This window comes from Comamonas sp. F1-6, assembly GCF_039581415.1.
Taxonomy (GTDB): Bacteria; Pseudomonadota; Gammaproteobacteria; order Burkholderiales; family Burkholderiaceae_C; genus Comamonas; species Comamonas thiooxydans.
This window is the reverse complement of record NZ_JBCPWN010000079.1, coordinates 1-251: the sequence shown is the minus strand read 5'-3', so window position 1 is coordinate 251 and position 251 is coordinate 1. Positions and strand designations below refer to the sequence as shown.

General features: G+C 54.6%; 1 protein-coding gene. It reads left to right on the top strand.

Features of this window, described 5'->3' with window-relative positions; genetic code table 11:
• Window positions 1–229, top strand: a 229-nt coding sequence (locus AAIL66_RS24385; protein WP_343497973.1) for a hypothetical protein, incomplete at its 5' end; no start/stop codon positions are given.
• Window positions 230–251: the final 22 nt, after the last annotated feature.

Below are 251 nucleotides of genomic sequence, written 5' to 3'. Positions count from 1 at the left end.
CCTGGGCACCAAATACGACAAGCCGTTGCATGCAAATGCAGCGGCTTTTTCGTTTTTGCACCGCGCCTTTGAACCACGTACACCAGGAGCGAGACACTGGCGCAAGCTGCCCCCCCCTCGTCTGCCGAATTCCCAATCCCGCGAGCCGAGGAAAATAGCTCAAGCCCTAGAACACTCTGCCGGCAACTTGCACAAAAAAGTGCCTCAACTCGCCTGGCAGCCACTTTGAACGCTATATAATTCGATCTACT